Source organism: Pyramidobacter sp. C12-8, assembly GCF_002007215.1.
In the GTDB taxonomy this organism is placed as follows: Bacteria; Synergistota; Synergistia; order Synergistales; family Dethiosulfovibrionaceae; genus Pyramidobacter.
The window spans coordinates 1-16,758 of sequence record NZ_MUHX01000033.1; the positions used below are offsets into that span (position 1 = coordinate 1).

Below are 16,758 nucleotides of genomic sequence, written 5' to 3' on the forward strand. Positions count from 1 at the left end.
CCATAGCTAAAGCCTTTTGGAACCACCGGCACTGCCGGTGGTTTTCGTTTTACAATATAAAAAGACAGGCAGAAAGAAAAATTTTCTGCCTGTCTTTTTTACTGTTCTCGACGCGCCTTTGCGCTACAAAAGGGCACGGAGCCTTTTCAACGAAACCGGTATCAATCCTGAAAATGAATCTGCTTCAATATGTCCACGGCCACCTGAAGCGCCCGCTTGCCGTCCGAAATCCCGACCAGCGGCTGGCGCCCCTCGCGCACGCAGGTCATGAAATGCTGGAGCTCCTGCTTGAGCGGCTCTCCTTTCGGCAACAAAGGATGTTCGATCACTTCGATCAAACTTCCGGCAGCCGACGTTTGCGGTGCATGATGGACCATCACGTCCTGAGTTTCGAAGTTCACGGAATAATACTTGTCGCGGCACATGACATCCATCTGGCGCAGGCGGCGCTCCGCCACCCGGCTCACCTGAATGTCGGCGACCGCTCCCGACTCGAAAGCGATCTGGGCGACGGCAAGATCCTCGTGATTCGTGCGGATCTTGCGTCCCATCGCGTTGATCGCCGCGATTTCGGACTTCACGAGCGAAAGCACAATATCGATGTCGTGAATCATCAGATCGAGCACGACCCCCACGTCGCCGATCCGCGACGAAAAGGGGCCCTGGCGGCGCGACTGTATGCAGAGCGGATCGTTTTTGATCTCGCCGTCAAGATAGCGGATCGCGCTGTTGAATCGCTCCACGTGCCCGACCTGGAGAACGATGCCGTTGTCCCGGGCGATGTCCAAAAGCGCCGAAGCCTGCTCCACCGTGCTCGTCACCGGTTTTTCGATCAGCAGGTGGATCCCCTGTCGGGCCAGACGGCTGGCCACGTCGAAATGAGCAACGGTCGGCACGACAACGCTGATCGCTTCGGGCCTCTGTTCGCTGACGAATCGTTCTACGTCGGTATAGGCCGGCACGCCGTACTGCGCGCCGATCTCCTCCGCGGCTGAGAGAGAGCTGTCAACAACGCCAACCAGCTTCGCTCCCATCAGTTCTTTGTATATGCGCGCGTGGATACGGCCAAGATGTCCTACTCCGATGACGCCAACTCGGATGCTCCCCACATGATTCACCCCGTTTTATATGTTGCACTGCTCTTTTTATCTTATCACGTGCATTCCGCTTTTTGTGGCCTTTCTGTCTGTATCGTGAGAAGCATCCGCGGATCGTTTTCCCGAGTGGAGCGCCTGTGGGAGTAGAACAGATCGGTCCGGCAGCACGTGCACTGGGACTCGAGGAAAATGCGTTCGGCGGGAACGCCCTGTTCCTGCAGCTGGCCGGCGATCTGTCTTTTCAGGTCGAACAGCGCGTAATCGGCCGAAACGCGGACGGCCTCCGGAGCAAAGACTTTCAGAGCTCCGGCCGTAGAGGGATCGTCCATGCGGCGGCTGTAACACGCTCCGGAAATACACGGCCCCACCCACGCATAAAGGTTCTGCAGAGCGGCGGCGCCAAATCTTTGACGGGCCAAATCCATTCCCGAAGCGCAGATATTTTTCAAAGTCCCCCTGAAACCGGAATGCAGCGCCAGAATCCAGGGCGTTTCCCCAAGCGAGAGAACTACGACCGGCGCGCAGTCTCCGAAGCGCAGTCCGCAGGCTGCGTCTCCGGGCGCGATCAGCAGACCGTCGGCCCGGTCCTTCTCGGGATAGCGGAGCGCCCGGTCTGCGGAAAGGACGCGCGTGCCGTGGACCTGGCCGGGCAGGACGAACGGGGCACGCGCCGCCAGGCGCTCGATCTCGTCCTGCGCGCTGACGCCCTTCAAAGAGATCCGCACATGAAAGGGAGCCTGCGGGGGCAGCGGATAATCATAAAACCCGCGATGCGACGCGATCGTAAAAGTTTTACAGCCATCCATCGTCCTTTATCCGCCTCCTGATCGTGCCGACGAAGTACAGACTTCCGCAAAGGATCACGGGATCGCCCAGATCCATGGCGGCTTTCAGAGCCGTCAGCGGATCTTTCACCGCCAGCGGCTCGCCTCCCCACGGGAAAGCGGCCGCCGTCCGCGCCAAAACCTCGGCGCTCTCGCAGCGCTGCGCGCCTTCAAGCTCCACGCAGAACAGACGCGCCTGCGGAAACGCCCGGGCATACAGCGCCAACGAGGCGGCGTAATCCTTGTCGGCCATGGACGTGTAGACAAAGCTGAGCGGGCGGTCGCCGTAAAGCGCTTTCAGCGACCGGATCAGCGCGGCCGTGCCGTGGGGGTTGTGAGCCCCGTCCAGGATCACGTCGGGGCCGCGATGCATGACCTCCATACGTCCCGGCCAGGAAACTTCCGCCAGCCCCTTTTCCATTGCCCCGGCGCCGACCGGCAGCCGGTCGGAAATCATTTCCAGGGCCCGCAGCGCCAGCGAGGCGTTTTCGGGCTGATGCAGCCCCGCGAGCCGGACGAAGCAGCGCCGCGTTCCCTGCGGTCCCGCATAGGTGAAGAGGTTCCCGTCCAAAGAGGTTTGCACGCCGGCAACCCGACAGCGCTCGGAAAAGATCTCGCCGACCGCGTTCACTTCCGCACAACGGCGGCGGAACTGTTCGTTCAGCGCCGCCTCGCCGCCGCAGTACAGGGCTCTTCCGCCCGGCTTGACGATGCCGAACTTCTCCGCGGCGATCTCGCTCAGGCTGTCGCCGAGCAAATGCATGTGATCCATCCCCAGCGGCGTGATAACGCTCAGCAGAGGCCGGCGCAGCATGTTCGTGGCGTCGAGCCGTCCGCCCAGCCCCGTTTCGATCACCGCGGCATCGACCTTCTCCCGCTCGATCAGCCAGAAAGCGGCCGCCGTCAGCGCCTGAAAATATCCCAGACGGACCTCCGGCAGCTTTTTCAAGACCGCGCTGACCCGCTCCAGAGCGTCCAGCCATTTCTCGCAGCCCAACATCCGCCCGTCGACCAAAAGCCGCTCGCCCAAACAGGTCAGATGCGGGCTTGTGTACAAGGCCGTCCTGTATCCTGCGGCGCGCAGCATGGAATCAAGGCAGGCGGCCGTAGAACCTTTGCCGTTCGTTCCGGCGATATGAACGGCAGGAAATCTCGACGGATCTCCCAGTTCCTCAAAAACTTTCTCTACAAAAACAAGCCCCTGAAGCGATTCGGGGCTTGTCAGAGAGTTCAGGCGCTTTTCGACAGCATCCCAACACTCGAAACGGTCCATTTTAATTGATTATTCCTCGGACAAGCTGGCAATGTTTTCGAGAATGCGGACGCGGCGGCTCTTCGATTCGTCGGCGCGCTGACGTTCCGTCTCGACGACGTCCTCCGGCGCTTTGGCCACGAAGCTCTCGCTCGAAAGTTTCTTCTCGCTGCGGGCCAGATTGGCTTCGACCTGCTTCAACTCTTTTTGCAGACGTTCGACCTCCGCTTTCGGATCGAGCAGGTCGCCAACCGGCAGGAACACTTGGCCGGCCCTGACGATCGAGCTCAGCGCCAGATGAGGCTTATCGGCTTCGGCGGCAACGACTTCAACGGCGTCGACCTTGGCGGAGAGTTTGATCAGATCGAGGTTGGCCTCGAGCACCGGCTCGAACGCCTGGTCGGGACCGCGCAGCACGATGCGCTGCACGTTCCGGCTGGGCGGCAGCCCCGCTTCGGCGCGCAGATTGCGGATGGAACGGATAAATTCCTGAAGCTCGTCCATCTCCGCGACCGACGCCCGGTCAACGGCGTAGGCGGCAGCGTCAGGCCAGGACTCCAACTCCATCGGCTTCTCGCCAAAGGCAAAGGCGTGCCACAGTTCCTCGGTCACAAAAGGAATAAAAGGATGCAGCAGACGCAGAGCGTCCTTGAACACGCGCAGCAGCACGCGTTTTGTCGTCTCCTGGCGCTCGGGGCCTTCGTCGCCGTACAGCGCCGGCTTGGAAAGCTCGATGTACCAGTCGCAGAAATCGCCCCACATGAACTCGTAAAGTTCGCGCGCGGCTTCGCCGATGAAGTATCCGTCGATATCCTTCGTCACGACGTCGTCAAGGCGGCGCAGCCGTTCGAGGATCCAGCGGTCATGGAGGCGCATGTGCTTGGGATCGGGCTGTCCTTCATGGTCCTCGTCGCCGAGACTCATCAGCGCGAAACGACTGGCGTTCCAGATCTTGTTGATAAAGCGTTTGTAGTTTTCGATCTTCGCAGGGCCAAGCAGGATGTCGCGGCCCTGCACCGTCAGAGCCGCGACGGTAAAACGCAACGCGTCGGCTCCGTACAGCTTGATCATGTCGATGGGGTCGATGCCGTTGCCCAAGGACTTGCTCATCTTGCGTCCCTTTTCGTCGCGCACCAGAGCATGGATGAAAATATCATGGAAAGGTACCTCGTCCATGAACTCCAGCCCCATCATGATCATTCGCGACACCCAGAAGAAAATAATGTCGAATCCCGTGACCATGACCGACGTCGGATAGAAATATTTCAGTTCCTCGGTCTTTTCGGGCCAGCCCATCGTGGAAAACGGCCACAGCGCGCTGCTGAACCACGTGTCCAGAACGTCCTCGTCCTGTTTCAGCCTTTTGGAACCGCACTTCGGGCAGCGCTCGGGATCGTGTTCGGCAACGACGATATGACCGCAGTCTCCGCAGGTCCAGGCGGGAATGCGATGCCCCCACCACAGCTGACGGGAAATGCACCAGTCGCGCACGCCGTCCATCCACTGATAATACGTCTTATCCCACTGCGGCGGGACCCAGCGCATGTGCCCGGCCTTCGATTCCGCGACGCCGCGCTCGGCCAGCGGGGCCACCTTGACGAACCATTGCTCCGACAGGTAAGGTTCCACGGTGGTACCGCAGCGGTAGCAATGGCCGACCTGATGAGGCAGCTCTTCGATCTTTTCGAGCACGCCTTCGCCCTGCATGATCTCCACGCTCTTGACGCGCGCTTCGGCTACGGACATGCCTTCCATCTCTTGGGCGGCTTCGGTCATGTTGATCATGTGCCCGTCCTCGTCGATCACCTGGATCGGCTCGAGGCCATGCGTACGGCCGACCTGAAAGTCGTTGGGATCATGCGCCGGCGTGATCTTCACGAAGCCGGTCCCGAAAGCGGGATCGACCATGCGGTCGGCGATGACGGGGATCGCCCGACCGCCGCTCATCGTGCCGTCGACAAGGCGGCCGCCCGTCATCGGCACGATCACCTCGCGGCCAACCGCATAAGCGTGCGCTTCGTCGCCGGGATGCACCGCCACCGCCACGTCGGCGATGATCGTCTCGGGGCGCGTCGTGGCGATCATGATGTACTCGCCGCTGTCCTTGAAGTAATAACGGACATAATACATGTGCCCCATCTCTTCGGAATGTTCCACTTCGATGTCGGAGAGCGCCGTGTGGCAGCGCGGGCACCAGTTGACAATGTACTTCCCCTTGTAGATCAGACCCTTTTCATAGAGACGGCAAAACACCGTACGGACGGCTTTGGAAAGCCCTTCGTCCATCGTGAAACGCTCGCGCTTCCAGTCGCAGGAATCGCCCAGACACTTCATTTGGTTGACGATGCGGCTGCGGTACTCCTCTTTCCATTCCCACGTCCGCTTCACAAAGGCCTCGCGCCCCAAATCGCGGCGCGACGTGCCCTCTTTGGCGAGGCGGCGCTCCACCACGTTCTGCGTGGCAATGCCGGCATGATCCGTCCCGGGCAGCCAGAGCACGCTGTACCCGCACGCTCTCTTGTAACGCGCCAGAATGTCCTGGAACGTGTGGTCGTAGGCGTGTCCCATGTGCAGCGCCCCGGTAACGTTTGGCGGCGGAAGCACGATCGAGAAAGCTTTTTTCTCCGCATCAATCTTTGCGTCAAAAAGGTCCTGATCCAGCCACCACTGATACCATTTTCCCTCAAGAGGCGCGGGGTCGTATGTTTTCGACAGCTCTGCGTTGCGCGAGGCCATTTATTTTTCCTCCCTAGTCAAAGTTGAACTTATTTCAGCGCAGTGGTCAGATACAGATCGATCTGCGCTTTCAGAGCTTCAATCGTCTCGGGTTCGTCGACTGAACAGGCCAAAGGCAGGTTCCACGAATAAAGGCCCGCTTCGACATATTTCATGACAACGCTCCTACGTTTCGTTTTTGCGATCTTGTCGGCTTTGGTGAAAACGATCTGCATCGGCACGTTCAAGGCTTTGAGCCATTCCTGAAGTTCGCGGTCCTTATCCAGCAGGCCGTGCCTGACGTCCACCAGATGAACCACCAGGACCAGATTTTCGCGGCGCTCGATATAGCCCTCGATCAGCGAGGCCCAGCCCCTGCGTTCGTCCTTGCTGCGGGACGCGTAGCCAAACCCCGGCAGATCGACGAGCGTAAAGGGATGGGGCGCCTGAACGTCAAAGAAGTTGACGCTGCGGGTCATCCCCGGCTCCGAACTGACGCGGGCCAGTTTCTGCCCGGCCAGTTTGTTCAACAGCGAAGATTTGCCGACGTTGGAGCGCCCGGCCAGGGCCACTTCGGGCAGACTGCCTGCGGGAAACTGCTGGATCTTGTAGGCGGTGCAGCGCAGCGACGCCTTCCACGTGATCATCGTCCGCCCTCCAACGCTTCTTCAAAAACTTGCGCGGCCCGAGAGACAAAAACATAATGAACGCCCTGTTTGATCCAGGGTTCCATGTCTTCCACGTCCGCCCGGTTCGCTTCCGGTATAAACAGATTATAAATGCCGTAGCGTTTGGCCGCCAGAGTTTTTTCGCGCAGCCCGCCGATCGGCAGCACGTCGCCGCGCAAAGAGATTTCGCCGGTCATGGCGCAGCCGGGACGGAATTTTGCACCGCTCAACGCGGAGAAAAGCGCGATCGACATGGTGATGCCGGCCGAAGGCCCGTCCTTGGGGATGGCGCCTTCGGGGACGTGAAGATGCAGTCCTACGCTGCCCCATTTCGGTTCAGCCTGATCCGTCAGCTTACGCCAATGGGATTTGATGAATCCCAGCGCGGTCATCGCCGATTCCTGCATGACCTTGCCAAGGTTGCCGGTCAGTTGCAGCTCTCCCTTGCCCTGCATCTTTACGGCTTCGATGATCAGGACGTCGCCGCCGGACGCCGTCCAGGCCAGTCCGACGGAAAGTCCCGTCTGCGGTTCCTTGGGGATTCTCACGTCCGGACGATGAGGCGCGCCCAGATAGCCTGCCAGATCTTTGACCCCAACGCTGACTTTTCGCGGCGCTCCGTCCCGCTCTTTTCGTTCCAAAGCCGCGCGGGCGATCTTGCGGAACAGCGTGGACAGGCGCCGGTCGAGCTCGCGCACGCCGGACTCGTGAGAGTAGTCGGCAATGACGGCTTTCAACGCGGGCGCCGAAAGGACCACGTCTTTCTTCGTCAGGCCGCTCTCCCTATAGATGCGCGGCAGCAGATGGTCCTTGGCGATGTGATACTTCTCTTCGGGCAGATAGCTGGAGAGCTCGATCACGTCCATACGGTCCAGCAGCGGCGCCGGGATCGTATGAGAGACGTTGGCCGTCGTGATGAAAAGCACGTCGCTCAAATCGACGGGCACTTCAAGATAGTGGTCGGTAAAATGGGAATTCTGCTCCGGATCGAGAACTTCAAGCAGAGCGCTGGCAGGATCGCCGCGAAAATCCGAGCCGATCTTGTCCACTTCGTCGAGCAGCATGACGGGGTTGTTGCAGCCGGCCTCTTTCAATTTCTGCACGATGCGTCCCGGCAGCGCGCCGATATACGTGCGGCGGTGCCCGCGGATCTCGGCCTCGTCGCGCATCCCGCCTAAAGAGAAATTGACGAAACGGCGCCCAAGCGCCTGAGCGACGGATTTTCCCAGCGACGTTTTGCCGACGCCGGGCGGTCCGACCAAGCACAAGATCTGCGCCCGCGAGGACTTGCCGGCCAATTTCCGCACGGCCAGATATTCCAGCAGTCGGTCTTTAACGCGTTTCAAACCGTAATGATTGGCGTCGAGGACTTTTTTCGCCGCGCCGATGTCGAGCTGCTCTTCCGATTTTTTCAGCCATGGCACGTCGAGCAGCCATTCCACATAGTTTCGAATGACGGTCGCTTCCGGCGACATGGACGACGTTTTCGACATGCGTTTGAGCTCGGCCTCGACCTTCGAACGGACGTAACCGGGCAGTTCGCTCTTCGCGGCCCGGTCGCGCAGATCTTGAGCCTCGGGCGAATCGTCGATCTTCAGCTCTTCCTGAATGGCTTTCAGCTGTTCGCGGAGAAAATACTCCCGCTGGTTCTGGTCGATCTCCTTTTGGACCTTGGAGTGGATTTCCCGCCCCAGCTTCAGCATTTCCGTCTCCGAAATCAAATATTTCAGAAGGAGCTCGAGGCGGCTGTCCACGCGAAAACATTCAAGCAGCGACTGTTTGCGCTGAACGTCAAGGGTCATGTGCGCCGCGATCATGTCAGCCGCCAGACCGGGATCCTTGATGGCGCTGACCGGCTGGATCAGCTCGGCCGGCAGACGGGGGTGATAGGTCACGTAGCCCTCAAACTCGCGGAGCACTTCCTGGCGCAGGGCTTCCAGGCGGTCGTCATCCACGTAGCCGCTCGGCACAGAGACAAGATCAGCTGTCAGCATGGAATCCTGCAGCACATACGCGCGGCAGCGTTTGCGCTCTTTTCCTTCGAGCAGCAGCTTCATCGTACCGTCGGGCATGCGGATCATCTGCAGCATCTCGCACACTGTGCCGACATCGTATACATCCGCGGGGCCCGGATTTTCTTCCTCAGGATTTTTTTGAGCTGCCACAAAGATGCGACGTTTCTCCGCGGTAGCCGCGATTTCTATGGCCTTCAGAGTCGAAGGGCGTCCGACGAAAATCGGCACGAGCACTCCGGGGAAAATGACGGTATCGCGGGCAGGCAGCACATACAGCATCGGTCAAGACTCCTTCACTTCCGCGTTCTTGATGTATTCAGGCTGCCCCGTTCCCGCAACGTACTCCGGAGTGATGATGATTTTCTCGATGTGTTCTTTGGCGTTGGACGAAGGGACTTCATACATCAGATCAAGCATCAGGTTTTCCATGATCGCGCGCAGGCCGCGGGCGCCGGTCCCCTTGCTGGCCGCCTTTTCGGCGATCGCGCGGATGGCCTCCGGCCGATAGTCCAGTCTGACGTTCTCCATCTCGAAGCTCTTCTGATATTGCTTTACCAGGGAATTTTTCGGCTCGGTCAAAACGCGCACCAGCGCGTCCGCGTCAAGACTTTGAAGAGGTACGAGCAACGGCAGACGCCCGACCAGTTCGGGGATAAAGCCAAAAGAAACGAGATCTTCGGGTTCCACCTGTCTCAGCAGGTCGTAGCGGTCGGCAGCGGTGCCGTTGCGAATGTCGCTGTCGAAGCCAATGACCTTCTTATTGACGCGGCGGCCGACGATGTTTTCAAGCCCGTCGAAAGCGCCGCCGCAAATGAAGAGAATGTTGGCCGTGTTGACCTGAATGAATTCCTGCTGAGGATGTTTACGCCCTCCCTTGGGAGGGATATTGGAGACCGTTCCCTCGAGAATCTTCAAAAGCGCTTGCTGCACCCCCTCGCCGGAGACGTCGCGAGTGATGGACGTAGATTCCGATTTGCGGGCGATCTTGTCGATCTCGTCGATGTAAACGATGCCGCGCTCGGCGGCGGCCACGTCATAATCGGCCGCCTGGACGAGCCTTACCAGCACGTTTTCGACGTCTTCGCCCACATAGCCGGCTTCCGTCAACGTCGTGGCGTCCGAAATGGCGAAGGGAACGTTGAGCTTTCTCGCCAGACTCTGGGCAAGGAGCGTCTTGCCGCTTCCCGTCGGCCCCAGCAGAAGCAGATTGCTCTTTTGCAGTTCCACTTCGCCGCCGCTGAAACCGGTGACAATCCGTTTGTAGTGATTGTAAACGGCGACGGAAATCGCCTTTTTGGCGTAATCCTGACCGATCACATACTCATCGAGATACTCTTTGATCTCTTTCGGGCGCGGGGGATTTTTCAGCGCCGTCATCATCTTGTCGTCGTGCTGTCCGGCATCATTAAAAGCTTCGTCGAGATCCGCTGTATTTCTCAGATAGGAATTGCAGATTTTTATGCATTCGCTGCAAATGTTGATTCCTTCCGGACCGGAGATCAGAGTGATCCCGTCTTCGGCGCTTCTGCCACAGAATGAACAGCGCGGATTCTTGCGATTTTTGTCGTCAGTGCGTGCCATGGCAGCCATCCCTTTCGATATCAGCCTGTTTTATCATAAACAACACGAGAGAGAGAGGCAGGAATCTCAAAGTCATTCCGCTCCGTTCTATCGCTTGTCGATCACTTTGTCCACAATGCCGTAGGCGAGAGCTTCCTGCGCCGTCATGTAGAAATCGCGGTCAGTGTCTCCCTTGACTTTTCTCATGCTCTGTCCCGTATGCTTCACAAGAATATTGTTCAGCGTTTCCTTGGTTTTGACGATCTCGCGGGCCTGGATCTCAATGTCGCTGGCCTGTCCCTGCGCGCCGCCGAGCGGCTGGTGGATCATGATGCGGGAATTCGGAAGAGCGATGCGCTTGCCGGCAGCCCCCGCCGAGAGCAGCACCGCGGCCATGCTGGCCGCCATGCCGACGACAATGGTGGACACGTCGCATTTCACGAACTGCATGGTGTCGTAAATCGCCAGCCCCGCCGAAACCGAGCCGCCGGGGGAATTGATATAGATGCTGATGTCGCGCTCCGGGCTTTCGCTTTCCAGAAACAACAGCTGCGCCACCACCGCGTTGGCCACGTCGTCGTTGATCTCGTCGCCCAGAAAAACGATGCGGTCCTTCAACAGCCGCGAGTAGATGTCATAAGAGCGCTCTCCTCGGCCGGTCTGCTCTATTACAAAAGGAATATACATGTTGAAATCGAGGCTCCTTTCTGCTTCTCTATTCAAAAAAAATTGCCGCGGCATCGTATCTGCCGCAGCAACGAGGGAAAATCCTTAATTCTGAGCGGCAGGCGCTTCAGCGTCAACACCCTTCTTCACTTCGTTGACTTTAACTTTTTCCATAATCGCCTGCAGCGTCTTGCGGTAACGCGCCTGAGAGATCATGTTCTCGAAGTCCTCCGGACGCTTCTTCAGCATGTCCTTGATGCTGTCGCCGGAGATGCCGTAATTGGCGGCCATCTGGGAGATCTCCCCGTCCAGATCCTCTTTTCGCACGGAGACGCCGAATTTCTTGGCGCAGGCGTCCACCACGAGATACCCCATCACGTCGCGGCGAGCGTCTTTCTCGAGATTCTCTTCGAGTTCCTTGAGATCATGCCCTTCGGACTTGTAGTATTCCTCAAGGCTCATCTTCGTCCGCTGTTTGACGTTTTCCTCGAAACGCTTGCGCAGATGTTCCTGCTGGCGCCGCACCATCGAGTCGGGCAGTTCCACCTGGGAAGCCTCGGTGATCTTCGCGACCGCTTCGTTCTCGGCCGCGGTACGGGCGTCAGCCTTCAGGCGCTTGTCGAGGTTCTCGCGGATCGTGGCGCGCAGTTCCGCCTCGCTGTGTACGTCCTCCGAGGTGACTTTCCTGAAGAACTCGTCGTTCATCTCCGGAGCGACCGGCTCTTGAACCTCGATGACGTCGAACTCGTAGTGAGCCGTTTTGCCGGCGACCGCCTTGTCACGATAATCGTCGGCGACGTTCATGTCGGCGGACTTTTTGGTCCCCGCCTCAGTCCCCGTCAAAGCCTCGACGATCTCGGGGCGCATGGAAAGATTGTCCAGTTCGAACGTGTCGATCTGGGGTTCGTGAGACACGATGTCTTTGCCGTCGTCGTCTTTCACGACCAGGCTGTAGGCGGCGCGGACTTTATCGCCATGCTGAGCGGGCCGATCGACGGGCCGATAGGTGGCCAATCTCTTTTTCATGTTTTCGAGCGCTTCGTCGACCATGCTTTCGCTGACGGCGAACACCGGCAGATCAACGGTGATATCCGAGAGCTCGGGAAGAGTCACCTCGGGCTCGACCTCGTACTTCACGGTAAAAGTGACGTCCTCGCCCTCCTTGATGTCGAGATCGTCGACGACAGGCGAAGCGATCGGCTCAAGATCGTACTCGGCGCAGACTTCGTCAAGAACTTTGGGAAGCATGTCTTCGAGCGCCTGACTCATGATCGAGTCTTTGCCAAGGCGCATTTCCAGCACCGCTTTGGGAGCCTTCCCTTTACGGAAGCCGGGGATGTTGACCCGTTTGGCGATCTCGGCATAGGTCTTCTTCAGCTGAGCCGCATAACCGGCCTGATCCACGGTTACCTTGATGGTTACGATATTTTTTTCTTGTGACAGCAGTTCCGATTTCACAAGAAGCACTCCTTTCAAAACCTGGACTCAATGGTGATAAAAAAACGACTCGGATAAGTATATCACAGGAAAGCCAAAGAATCTTCATTTTTCGCGCCCAAAGTTTATCGAAACGCAAAAATATCCTTTACGACGAAAAAATTATTTTCCCGTCTCTTTTCCTCGCGTTCCCTATATTGACATGGCAGCCGCCATATCGTACCATAATAGTGAATTTAAATTCAATTTATGAGGTGACCCGCCGTGCCCCAAGTCTTGAAAGAAGAGATCCGCGATCGCATTTTTCGCGCCGGGATCGGCGTTTTCTACGAAAAGGATTACAGAAGCGCCAAAATGCAGGATATCGCGGAGAAAGCGCAGATCCCCGTCGGGCTCATCTACAGCTATTTCAAGAGCAAGAAAGAGCTGTTCGAGAAGATCGCGACGTCTATCCCCATAGACGTCGACCGGATCGCGCAGGCGGAAGAAGCCGAGACGGGGCTTCCGTCTGAAAAATACAAAAAAGCGGCGGAAAGCTATTTTTTGAATATCCTCGAACATCACAAGGTGTTCGTCATCCTCATGGATAAAAGCTGCGGCACCCAATTCGCGAACGCCAAAGAAGAATTGATCCGCTCCATAGAAGCGCATATAAAAAGGGCCCTGTCGAAAAACGCGGGCACTCCATATCATGACATGCTGGTCCATATTTTGGCCAACAATTTCACAGAAAGTTTGCTGGAGGTCGCTAGACACTACAGAAGCAGGGCGTTTGCCCGGGAAATGCTCGCCCTCGTGACAAAATGCTATTACGAGGGGGTGAACTCACTGCACGTTCCTTCAGCCCTTCAAGATTGACGTCAACTCCGATTTCTGCATCGAAGGCTTCGTTCCGATGCGGAAAATATTTTCTCGCAAATACCGAATAGAAATTCAAAATTCAAGAAGGAGATCAACGTTATGCCGTCTTCCCAAGAACTTACCCGTCACGTCGCATCGAAAAATAGGCTCTCGAATATCATGATCTGCCTAAAGGCCGCATTGGATATCATCCCGCAGGTTCTGGTCATACACATGATTGGAATCGCCTATTCCCATAGCCTCTCTCGAAATCTCATACTGAAAGACTCCGGCTGCATTCTCTTATGCTTCGCTCTGAAAGCGGTCTGCGCCTATGGAGCCGTATGGAAGGCTCACGAGGCTGCCTACAACTCTCTAACGGAACTTCGCCTTCGAATCATCGCCCATTTGAAAAAGCTTCCGCTGGGATTTTTTCAGGAACGCAGAGCGGGCGAGCTGGCGAACATCGTACAGCACGACGTGGAACAGGCGGAGGTTTATCTGGCGCACGGACTGCCCGAGATCATGGCCGCCGCGCTTCTGCCCGTCGTCATCTTCGTCGTTATGCTCGCGCTCGAATGGCGCCTGGCGCTGCTCATGATCGCGGGGCTGCCTCTGATGTGGCTTACCCGAAAGATATCCGCCCCGCTGTGGAAGAAGAACTTCAAAATCTTCACCGACAGCATGAGGCGGATGCAGGGGAACCTCATGGAATACGTCTCAAATATTTCCGTCGTCAAGGCTTTCGGGAAAGAGGAAAGAAAAACCGAAGAGACGCTTCGCTCCGCAAAAGATTACGTGTATTGGGTCAAGAGATCCATGGCGGGCGTTTCCGTCCCGATGGGGCTGATCGATCTCTTCATGGAATCCGGCGTCGTCCTGGTCATGATATTCGGCTCGTGGCTTCTTTCCATCGACAGATTGTCCGTATCGAGATTCGTGCTGGCCGTCATTTTAGGCGCGGCGTTCACCTCGTCCATAGCCAAGACGGCGACGTTTCAGCATTACAGGATCGTATTCAATCAGGCGATGTCGTGCGTCGGCTCCATCCTGAACGTCCCCGCGCCTCAAAGCCGCGCGGCAGATGCCGCGGCGGCAAACGGCGACATCGAAATCCGCCGTTTGAGTTTCGCTTACAAGGGCAAGCGGGACACTCTCAAAGACATCGATCTCACATTCAGGAAAGGCAGCCGCAACGCGCTGGTAGGCGCTTCGGGCTGCGGGAAAAGCACGCTCGCCCACCTTCTCATGGGGTTCTGGCGGCCGGGTGCGGGAACGATCAGCATCGCGGGACGGGATATTCAAGAACTCTCCGAAAAACAGCTGAATTCGCTGTTTTCCATCGTCCAGCAGGAAGTTTTTCTGTTCAACTTGAGCCTGAAAGAAAATATCCTCATCGGCAACCCGAACGCCTCTGATGAAGAGATCGTTTCCGCCGCTCGAAAAGCGCAGCTCCACGACTTCATCATGTCACTCCCCCGTGGCTACGACACGGCCGTCGGAGAAGCGGGCGTGAAATTTTCAGGCGGGGAAAAACAGCGCCTCTCCATCGCACGGGCCATCTTGAAAAACGCGCCGATCATCGTTCTGGACGAGGCGACGGCCGCGGTAGACGCGGAAAACGAGGCCTGCATCCAGGCGGCGATCGCCGACTTGAGCCGGGAAAAGACGATCATCACGATCGCCCATCATCTGAACGCGATACGGAACGCGGACCAGATCGCCGTCATGGACGACGGCGCTTTGATCGACAGCGGCACGCATGCCGAACTCATGGAACGCTGCGCGTTGTACCGCGAAATGGTATGCGCCCAGAACAAGGTCGACAACTGGAATATCAGGGAGGCATAGGCATGGTGCGGGAAATATGGAACACTCTCACGCCAAGAGGCAGGCGTTCGCTGTTGATAAGCGTCCTCAGTTTCGCCGCGTATGCGCTTTCCGGTGCGGCCATGATGCTGCTGGCGCTGAAAATCATGGGGGATATCTCCAGCCGGACCGTGAATTTACCAAAATATTGGCGGCTGCTGGCCCTTTGTCTTGTGCTGAAATGCGGCAGCAACATACTGGCGGACGTACAGAAGCATTTCGCCGGTTTCGATATCGTCTACGAGATCAGATCGAAAATCATCCGCTGCCTGAAGACTTTTTCTCTCGGCTTCTACACGAACGAAAGGCTCGGCGAGATCAGCACCATCATCCACAAAGATGTCGACAGCATGGAGATGGTCGTCGGGCATATGTGGCCGAGGATGTGCGCCGATTTTATCGTGTCGCTGGCGCTGCTCCTTTTCCTGTCCTGTCTGAACGCGAAAATGAGTCTGCTGATGCTGTCGCTCCTCCCGCCCGCGCTTCTGTGGCTCGCCGCGGGTTTGAAAAAAGCCGGACGGCAGGAGGCGGAAACGGGGAACAGCCTTGCGGATATGGTCAGCCTGTTTGTGGAATACGTAAAAGGGATCCCGCTGCTGAAGGCATTTCCCGAAAGCAGGCAATTTGACGAAAAGCTTGCGTCCGCGGCGCGGTCCTTCGGGGAGCACAGCAAGCAGACGGCACAAAACAAAGCGGTCGTTTTGTCCCTGTACGGTTTTCTCATCGACGCCGCTTTCTGGGTCATGACCACGGCAGGAATGTTCCTCATCATGGACAAGACCTTGCCGATGAGTCATTATCTGACGTTCGTCATTCTCAGCCGAGAGTTTTACAAGCCCTTTACGGCGATGGAAAGTCACTGGATGAATTATCTCAAGGTAACGGACAGCTTCAAAAGAATAAAAAAGATCACAGAAGCTCCGACCGTCGTAGAACCGGCCGTTCCCAAGAAGCCGAAAGATTTCTCCATAACGTTCGACAAGGCCCGCTTCGCCTACGAAAAAAACGGCTTCATCCTGAAAGACATTTCGTTTCACACGCCGGAACGCTCGCTGACCGCGCTCGTCGGCGAGTCCGGCTCCGGCAAGACCACGATCGCCAACCTGCTGCTCCGCTTTTGGGACGTCCAAGGCGGGAGCGTCCGCATCGGGGACACGGACGTTCGGGACATGGATTACGACGAACTCCTCGATTCGATAAGCATCGTCATGCAGAACGTGCAGCTGTTCGCGGACACGATCGAGAACAATATACGCCTGGGAAAAGCGGATGCGACGAGCGGCGAGATTGTGGCCGCGGCAAAAAAAGCACGGATCCATGATTTCATCCGCTCGCTGCCGAAAGGTTATCAAACTCCGATCGGCGAAAACGGCGTCGGACTTTCGGGCGGACAAAAACAGAGGATCTCTATCGCGCGGGCCTTTTTGAAAGACTCGCCAGTTTTGCTCCTCGACGAGATCACGAGCAGCGTCGATCCCGTCAACGAGGTCCTGATTCAGGAAGCCATATCGGAACTTGCAAAAAACAGGACCGTGCTGGTCGTCGCCCACCATCTGCGCACGATACGCTCCGCCGATCAGATACTCGTGTTCAGGAACGGCGCGATCGTACAGGCGGGAAAGCACGAAACCCTGCTCGCCCAAAAGGACGGCTGCTACCGCCGGTTATGGGAACGAGGCGAACGAAAATCCCCTCCCGTGGCGGGAGAAACAGCGCCGTGACGGACTTTTCACGAAACTTTTCGGTTTTTCCGGCGTACTCCGCCGAAGGCCTCCGCGGCGGCAGATCGCAAAAGAGCCCTTTCTCAGGCTTGAT

At 57.5% G+C, this 16,758-nt stretch carries 12 protein-coding genes; 3 read left to right on the forward strand and 9 right to left on the reverse strand.

What is annotated here, in order from left to right:
* Nucleotides 1-161: 161 nt before the first annotated feature.
* From B0D78_RS10700 to tig, 9 genes are all read right to left on the reverse strand, one after another.
* Nucleotides 162-1,109 carry a Gfo/Idh/MocA family protein gene (locus B0D78_RS10700; protein WP_078016950.1) on the reverse strand — a complete coding sequence of 316 codons (948 nt, stop codon included), beginning with the start codon at nucleotides 1,107-1,109 and terminating at the stop codon, nucleotides 162-164.
* 44 nt (nucleotides 1,110-1,153) lie between these two features.
* Nucleotides 1,154-1,903 (reverse strand): polyphenol oxidase family protein, encoded by a 750-nt coding sequence (locus B0D78_RS10705; protein WP_078016951.1) that lies wholly within the window; start codon nucleotides 1,901-1,903, stop codon nucleotides 1,154-1,156.
* The gene (locus B0D78_RS10710; protein WP_078016952.1) at nucleotides 1,890-3,194 is read right to left on the reverse strand and encodes a bifunctional folylpolyglutamate synthase/dihydrofolate synthase; all 1,305 of its coding nucleotides are present in this window, start codon (nucleotides 3,192-3,194) and stop codon (nucleotides 1,890-1,892) included. Before B0D78_RS10710 ends, B0D78_RS10705 begins: the two co-directional genes overlap by 14 nt.
* A 9-nt stretch (nucleotides 3,195-3,203) precedes the next feature.
* Nucleotides 3,204-5,909 carry a valine--tRNA ligase gene (locus B0D78_RS10715; protein WP_078016953.1) on the reverse strand — a complete coding sequence of 902 codons (2,706 nt, stop codon included), beginning with the start codon at nucleotides 5,907-5,909 and terminating at the stop codon, nucleotides 3,204-3,206.
* A 29-nt stretch (nucleotides 5,910-5,938) separates the two neighbouring features.
* A complete protein-coding gene (gene yihA / locus B0D78_RS10720; RefSeq protein WP_078016954.1) occupies nucleotides 5,939-6,535 on the reverse strand; it encodes a ribosome biogenesis GTP-binding protein YihA/YsxC in 597 nt (198 codons plus the stop codon).
* Complete coding sequence (lon, locus tag B0D78_RS12600; protein ID WP_143521833.1) at nucleotides 6,532-8,850, reverse strand: endopeptidase La; 2,319 nt, start codon at nucleotides 8,848-8,850, stop codon at nucleotides 6,532-6,534. The genes yihA and lon overlap by 4 nt, the downstream gene beginning before the upstream one ends.
* A 3-nt stretch (nucleotides 8,851-8,853) precedes the next feature.
* Nucleotides 8,854-10,152: an ATP-dependent Clp protease ATP-binding subunit ClpX gene (gene clpX, locus B0D78_RS12605; protein ID WP_143521834.1), complete on the reverse strand. Its 1,299-nt coding sequence runs from the start codon at nucleotides 10,150-10,152 to the stop codon at nucleotides 8,854-8,856.
* 87 nt (nucleotides 10,153-10,239) lie between these two features.
* Entirely contained in the window at nucleotides 10,240-10,818 is a 579-nt protein-coding gene (gene clpP / locus B0D78_RS10730; RefSeq protein ID WP_078016955.1) for an ATP-dependent Clp endopeptidase proteolytic subunit ClpP, read from the reverse strand.
* 84 nt (nucleotides 10,819-10,902) lie between these two features.
* Nucleotides 10,903-12,255, reverse strand: a complete 1,353-nt coding sequence (gene tig, locus B0D78_RS10735; RefSeq protein ID WP_078016956.1) for a trigger factor — start codon at nucleotides 12,253-12,255, stop codon at nucleotides 10,903-10,905.
* A 243-nt stretch (nucleotides 12,256-12,498) separates the two neighbouring features.
* Between tig and B0D78_RS10740 the strand changes: the two genes are divergently transcribed.
* The 3 genes from B0D78_RS10740 to B0D78_RS10750 all read left to right on the forward strand — a co-directional run bounded on the left by B0D78_RS10740 (nucleotide 12,499) and on the right by B0D78_RS10750 (nucleotide 16,664).
* Nucleotides 12,499-13,092: a TetR/AcrR family transcriptional regulator gene (locus B0D78_RS10740; RefSeq protein WP_078016957.1), complete on the forward strand. Its 594-nt coding sequence runs from the start codon at nucleotides 12,499-12,501 to the stop codon at nucleotides 13,090-13,092.
* Between the two features lie 162 nt (nucleotides 13,093-13,254).
* Nucleotides 13,255-14,925 carry an ABC transporter ATP-binding protein gene (locus tag B0D78_RS10745; protein ID WP_240496167.1) on the forward strand — a complete coding sequence of 557 codons (1,671 nt, stop codon included), beginning with the start codon at nucleotides 13,255-13,257 and terminating at the stop codon, nucleotides 14,923-14,925.
* A 2-nt stretch (nucleotides 14,926-14,927) separates the two neighbouring features.
* Complete coding sequence (locus B0D78_RS10750) at nucleotides 14,928-16,664, forward strand: ABC transporter ATP-binding protein (RefSeq protein WP_078016959.1); 1,737 nt, start codon at nucleotides 14,928-14,930, stop codon at nucleotides 16,662-16,664.
* Nucleotides 16,665-16,758: the final 94 nt, after the last annotated feature.

Excerpts from the sequence above, each read along its gene's own strand:
- B0D78_RS10705 (WP_078016951.1), bottom strand. The coding sequence starts at position 1,903 with ATGGATGGCTGTAAAACTTTTACGATCGCGTCGCATCGCGGGTTTTAT.
- B0D78_RS10710 (WP_078016952.1), bottom strand. The coding sequence starts at position 3,194 with ATGGACCGTTTCGAGTGTTGGGATGCTGTCGAAAAGCGCCTGAACTCT.
- B0D78_RS10715 (WP_078016953.1), bottom strand. The coding sequence starts at position 5,909 with ATGGCCTCGCGCAACGCAGAGCTGTCGAAAACATACGACCCCGCGCCT.
- yihA (WP_078016954.1), bottom strand. The coding sequence starts at position 6,535 with ATGATCACGTGGAAGGCGTCGCTGCGCTGCACCGCCTACAAGATCCAG.
- lon (WP_143521833.1), bottom strand. The coding sequence starts at position 8,850 with ATGCTGTATGTGCTGCCTGCCCGCGATACCGTCATTTTCCCCGGAGTG.
- clpX (WP_143521834.1), bottom strand. The coding sequence starts at position 10,152 with ATGGCACGCACTGACGACAAAAATCGCAAGAATCCGCGCTGTTCATTC.
- clpP (WP_078016955.1), bottom strand. The coding sequence starts at position 10,818 with ATGTATATTCCTTTTGTAATAGAGCAGACCGGCCGAGGAGAGCGCTCT.
- B0D78_RS10745 (WP_240496167.1), top strand. The coding sequence starts at position 13,255 with ATGATCTGCCTAAAGGCCGCATTGGATATCATCCCGCAGGTTCTGGTC.
- B0D78_RS10750 (WP_078016959.1), top strand. The coding sequence starts at position 14,928 with ATGGTGCGGGAAATATGGAACACTCTCACGCCAAGAGGCAGGCGTTCG.